This is a genomic window from Priestia flexa NBRC 15715 (genome assembly GCF_001591565.1).
Lineage (GTDB): Bacteria > Bacillota > Bacilli > Bacillales > Bacillaceae_H > Priestia > Priestia flexa.
On the sequence record NZ_BCVD01000188.1, the window covers coordinates 1 to 4,655 of the forward strand.

At 35.6% G+C, this 4,655-nt stretch carries 5 protein-coding genes; 1 reads left to right on the top strand and 4 read right to left on the bottom strand.

Annotation, left to right across the window (positions count from 1 at the left end):
* Positions 1-11: 11 nt before the first annotated feature.
* The 3 genes from spsC to BFL01S_RS18995 all read right to left on the bottom strand — a co-directional run bounded on the left by spsC (position 12) and on the right by BFL01S_RS18995 (position 2,410).
* A complete protein-coding gene (spsC, locus tag BFL01S_RS18985; RefSeq protein WP_061786648.1) occupies positions 12-629 on the bottom strand; it encodes a stationary phase survival protein SpsC in 618 nt (205 codons plus the stop codon).
* 116 nt (positions 630-745) lie between these two features.
* The gene (locus BFL01S_RS18990) at positions 746-1,069 is read right to left on the bottom strand and encodes a YuiB family protein (protein ID WP_025908062.1); all 324 of its coding nucleotides are present in this window, start codon (positions 1,067-1,069) and stop codon (positions 746-748) included.
* A gap of 126 nt (positions 1,070-1,195) precedes the next feature.
* On the bottom strand, positions 1,196-2,410 hold the full coding sequence (locus BFL01S_RS18995; protein ID WP_061786649.1) for an NAD(P)/FAD-dependent oxidoreductase: 1,215 nt from the start codon (positions 2,408-2,410) through the stop codon (positions 1,196-1,198).
* 466 nt (positions 2,411-2,876) lie between these two features.
* Here BFL01S_RS18995 and BFL01S_RS19000 point away from each other — a divergent pair, with 466 nt between their 5' ends.
* Positions 2,877-3,869, top strand: a complete 993-nt coding sequence (locus BFL01S_RS19000; RefSeq protein ID WP_061786650.1) for an NAD(P)/FAD-dependent oxidoreductase — start codon at positions 2,877-2,879, stop codon at positions 3,867-3,869.
* Positions 3,870-3,895: 26 nt separating this feature from the next.
* On the opposite strand, the gene BFL01S_RS19005 is transcribed toward BFL01S_RS19000, so the two are convergent.
* On the bottom strand, positions 3,896-4,348 hold the full coding sequence (locus tag BFL01S_RS19005) for a hypothetical protein (RefSeq protein ID WP_061786651.1): 453 nt from the start codon (positions 4,346-4,348) through the stop codon (positions 3,896-3,898).
* Positions 4,349-4,655 lie beyond the last annotated feature (307 nt).

A 4,655-nucleotide genomic window follows, 5' to 3' on the forward strand; every position in this document is an offset into this window, starting at 1 on the left:
TGTCTCAGTCTCTAGCGAACTGAATTAATTTTTTGCCTAAATACCTGCATCGATTTGTTTTCATTAAGCGCGGTTAACTGTTGTTCAGACAAGGTTCCCTTCCCTTTTTCAACTACGTACACGCTAAGCTCCTTTTTACCCCACATCTCGTAAACATCATCTACTGTTTCAAAATATAAATCTAAATGATTACCTTTAATTGCTCCACCTTTATCCGCTACGACACCATATCCGTATCCAGGAATAAATAAAATCGTACCAATTGGAAATATTGATAAGTCTGCAGCGATTGTCGAATATAAGTCTCGTTTTACTTTTACACCTGAATATGTGATTCCGTAACTTGGATCTGTAGGATTTTTACCTGTTGATTCATATCCTGCTGTATACCCTGTCGCTAATACGATATGACTTGGGTAAGCTGACCAATCAAAAGCTTCTTCAATTTCTAATGCTTCCTTCTCAGAAGCATTCACTCGAAGACTATGATTAACAGTTGTAGAATCAGCCCATAACAGACTTTTAAACAAGACGGTAACGGGTACTCCTGTGACAGCTTCATAGGTTGTCAGCAATGCCCCTACAACAAGTAAAGACATGACAATACGCTTTATTAGTGTTTTAATCATTTGACTCTTTCCAACTCCTCCCACGAATCTATTTGTTTCCAAAGGAAAGTCAAATTATGCGTAGAAAGAGCAAAAACCCCTTTCTCATGAGAAGGAGTTCTTTCAATAATACATGCTTAAAACATTTGGTATCCTCTTACTCTAAGCATTTTGATTGCTACCCCTGCCATAAGAGCACCTAGAAAACCAGATAGCAAAATCACGATATCTGCAGTTGCTAATGACAGAAATCGTTCACCTAGCTGAGCCACTGATGCTAACGGCTCTTGGACATATTTGGCTGCTCGTACTTCATCCACAATCAAAATCACAATAATTGGGTACGTAATTGCCATAATCCACGACATTCTTAAGAGCATATTCAATAAGAAACCGATTCCAAAAAACAAAACAAAAAATAACAGCATCGAAATAATTAATTCTGGTACACTCATTGCCATTTTGACCCATCTCCCCGTCCTTCTTTCTTTAAGTGTACTTAAGTCCACAAACAGCGTCAATAACAGAATTTTTCGTTTATTACACATAAAAAAGGAGATTCCCCAGAATCTCCTTTCACCAATTTATTAGAAGAAATTAAATTTCCCTTTTTTAAGAACTAAACCTACTCCACCCTGTAGGAATAAAGAGCGGTTATCAACAACTTTTTTCATAAATGATGCGCTTGAACCAAATAATTTACGGCCATACACAACTCCAATTGCATCATCATGTCCTAAAGAACATACCGTACCTTTTAGATCTGCTTTAAATTCTTTAAGCTCTTTTTCGCCACGAATTAAGCGTGCGATATTTTCTGCACATGTTTCACCCTGCTGCATAGCTACCTGAGCTGTTGGTGGGTAAGGACGGTCGTTTTCAGGATTGATCATAAACGAGCAGTCTCCTACGATAAATACATCCTCATGGCCTGGCGCTAACAGAGAGTTGCTTACCTTAACGCGACAACGGTTATTTTCAAACCCTGCTTTTTCAATAATATGACTTCCTCGAACCCCGGCTGCCCATACAACGGTTGCTGATTTAATTTCTTCAACTTGATCATCTTTTTCAACTAAGATGCCTTCTTCTGTACATTCCTTGATTGCTGTACCGATTTTGAATTCGACACCTTTTCTCTCAAGTTGTGTCACCGCATATTCAACCAGTTCTGGATCAAAACCTGGTAAAGCCGTTGGTGCAGCTTCTACACAGATAATGCGGACTTTTTCGCGTGGAATATCAAATTCTTTACATAGCTGAGGAACGCGGTTTGCCAACTCACCAACAAACTCAATTCCAGTAAATCCTGCACCGCCAACAACGATTGTTAATAACTCATCGCGCTTTACAGGTTCATTATTGTACGTTGCAAATACGTAATCAATATGTTCGCGAATTTGACGTGCAGCATTAATATTAGCAATTGAGAATGCATATTCTTTTAACCCTTTAATTCCGAAGGTTTCAGATTCATACCCTAATCCAACAACTAGATAATCATACTCGAGTTCACTGTTTTCTAAAATAACACGTTTTTCTGCAGTATTAATGTCCATTACAGTGTCTTTTACAAAGTTTACTTTTCCCGTATTAATTAAACTTTTCACTGGAAACCTTGAACGGTCGTGATGTAATGTACCTGCTGAAACCTCATGTAACCATGTTGTTTCATAATGGTAATCATTTTTATTAACGAGCGTAATCTCCGCGTCGTTGGTACCTAATTTCTTTTGTAAATGAACGGTTGTCATAATCCCACCGTAGCCAGCACCTAAGACAACAATTTTTGGCTTTTTCATTGAATGGTCATCCACCTTTTTTAGTTTAGAGTTATCAAATATTTGTGTTAAAAGTCATAAAGTTATAAATAAGGTCTACTTTTTTATGTTAGTGTAAACAAGAAAAGCTGTTACTATCCATTTCTTTTCCCGGTTTTACCTTATTGTATTCCATATAGTTTGTGAATCATTTCACGTAAGATGACGTACTAAAACCTTACTGAAACGATATTATATCTAGAAACATATTATGCTTTTTTAAGCTATTTTTCAATACCTATTCATTGATTTATAAGCTTTTTAATTTTCACTCTCTTCACTATAATGGAAATTTCATTAAATTGTTTTCTTCTTTTTCCATATGTATGAAAAGGGTTAAAAAGTTTTCTTTCTTCGTCAGTACTTTATAATAAATTTTTATCTTTTAATTGTGCTATCATAACAGTAGACTTCTTTAACCTAAATTAACGAATGAGGTGACTAAATCATGAAAGAAGATAAACAAGTATACGATATCACCATTATTGGTGGCGGTCCTACAGGCCTATTTACTGCATTTTACGGTGGAATGCGCCAAGCTAGTGTAAAAATTATTGAGAGCCTACCTCAATTAGGAGGCCAACTTTCCGCTTTATACCCTGAAAAATATATTTATGATGTTGCTGGATTCCCAAAAATTCGTGCACAAGAGCTTGTTAATAATTTAAAAGAACAAATGAAGCAGTTTAACCCAACTGTTGCGCTAGAACAAGCAGTTGAAAAAGTAGAAAAGCAAGCGGACGGTGTTTTTCGATTGACGACTAATTCAGAAGTTCATTATTCAAAAACAATTATTATCACAGCTGGAAACGGTGCTTTTAAACCTCGTAAAATCGAGCTAGAGAATGCAAAGCAATTTGAGAAAGCAAACTTACATTATTTCGTTGATGATATGAATGTGTTTAAAGGACGCAAGGTATTAGTATGTGGCGGCGGTGATTCTGCAGTAGATTGGTCATTAATGCTTGAACCAATTGCAGAGCAAGTTACTCTGACACACAGACGTGATAAATTCCGTGCGCACGAGCACAGCGTAGAACAATTAAAAAACTCCAAAGTGGATATTAAAACACCATACATCCCCGTAGAATTTATTGGTGAAGATCGAATTACACAAGTCGTTCTTGAAAATACCAAAGGTGAAGAAAAAATTGTGGTAGATGTTGATGACGTCATTGTGAACTTTGGCTTTGTTTCATCGCTAGGTCCAATTAAAGAATGGGAGTTAGAATTAGAAAAGAATACAATTGTCGTTAACTCCAAGCAAGAAACAAATATTCCTGGAATTTATGCAGCTGGAGATATTTGTACATATGAAGGAAAGGTGAAACTAATTGTTGCTGGATTCGGCGAAGGCCCTACGGCCGTTAACAATGCAAAAGCATACATTGATCCAAAAGCTCGCCTACAGCCAATGCATAGTACATCAATGTTTTCTTAATAAAAAAGCGAATGACCATTGAATGGTCATTCGCTTTTTTTTAGGACTTCCGCTAGTACATGTAGTCCTTTTTTATCTTTCGTCTTTAACTTAACCTCATATTTAAACTCTTCTGGATGAATTAGATTTGTTGATACCTCATAGTTCTTCAACCTACTTATATAATCGTGATACGGCAACAGGTTAAACGGCGATCCCACACTTTGAAAAATCAGCTGTGCCGCTTCTTGTTCTTGAGTATCTGAATATAGAATTGCTAACTGTTTGTTGGAATCTAAAAGTAGGGGTGTAGTCTTTATTGGCAATGATGTGGGGATATGTTGGATAAAAATCATTGATTCAATTTTATCTTGCTTCTGAGATTTCATCGGAATAAACCATGCAGTTAGTTGTTGAATCATTTGCATTAAGCGATTTTTTCTAAAAAAAGCCCCGTAGCTATAAGCATTTGTTCGTAGTGTATTGTTTTCTTCTACCAAACTTCGCACCTCCTTAAAAGCCAGTCTAAATAAAATCGGATTTTATATGTAAAATTATAAATAATTCTGATAATTAAGTCAATTAAAATAACATATCAAGTTATGTTTTGTCACATTCATTTCATTTTATACCTTATTCATTGTAAATATACTTGTTGCTTTTCATATAATGCGTCAGAACTTCTAACAATCATATAGAAAACGAACCCTTTTATATATATGATAAGGTCAAATCATAAATCTTACGTTAAAAATTGAAATAGATAAAGTGATGTTATTTATGCAAAGCCAAAATACCCAAATAAAA

Bases quoted from the DNA above. Each gene is read 5' to 3' on its own strand.
- spsC (WP_061786648.1), bottom strand. From the start codon at position 629: ATGATTAAAACACTAATAAAGCGTATTGTCATGTCTTTACTTGTTGTA.
- BFL01S_RS18990 (WP_025908062.1), bottom strand. From the start codon at position 1,069: ATGGCAATGAGTGTACCAGAATTAATTATTTCGATGCTGTTATTTTTT.
- BFL01S_RS19000 (WP_061786650.1), top strand. From the start codon at position 2,877: ATGAAAGAAGATAAACAAGTATACGATATCACCATTATTGGTGGCGGT.
- BFL01S_RS18995 (WP_061786649.1), bottom strand. From the start codon at position 2,410: ATGAAAAAGCCAAAAATTGTTGTCTTAGGTGCTGGCTACGGTGGGATT.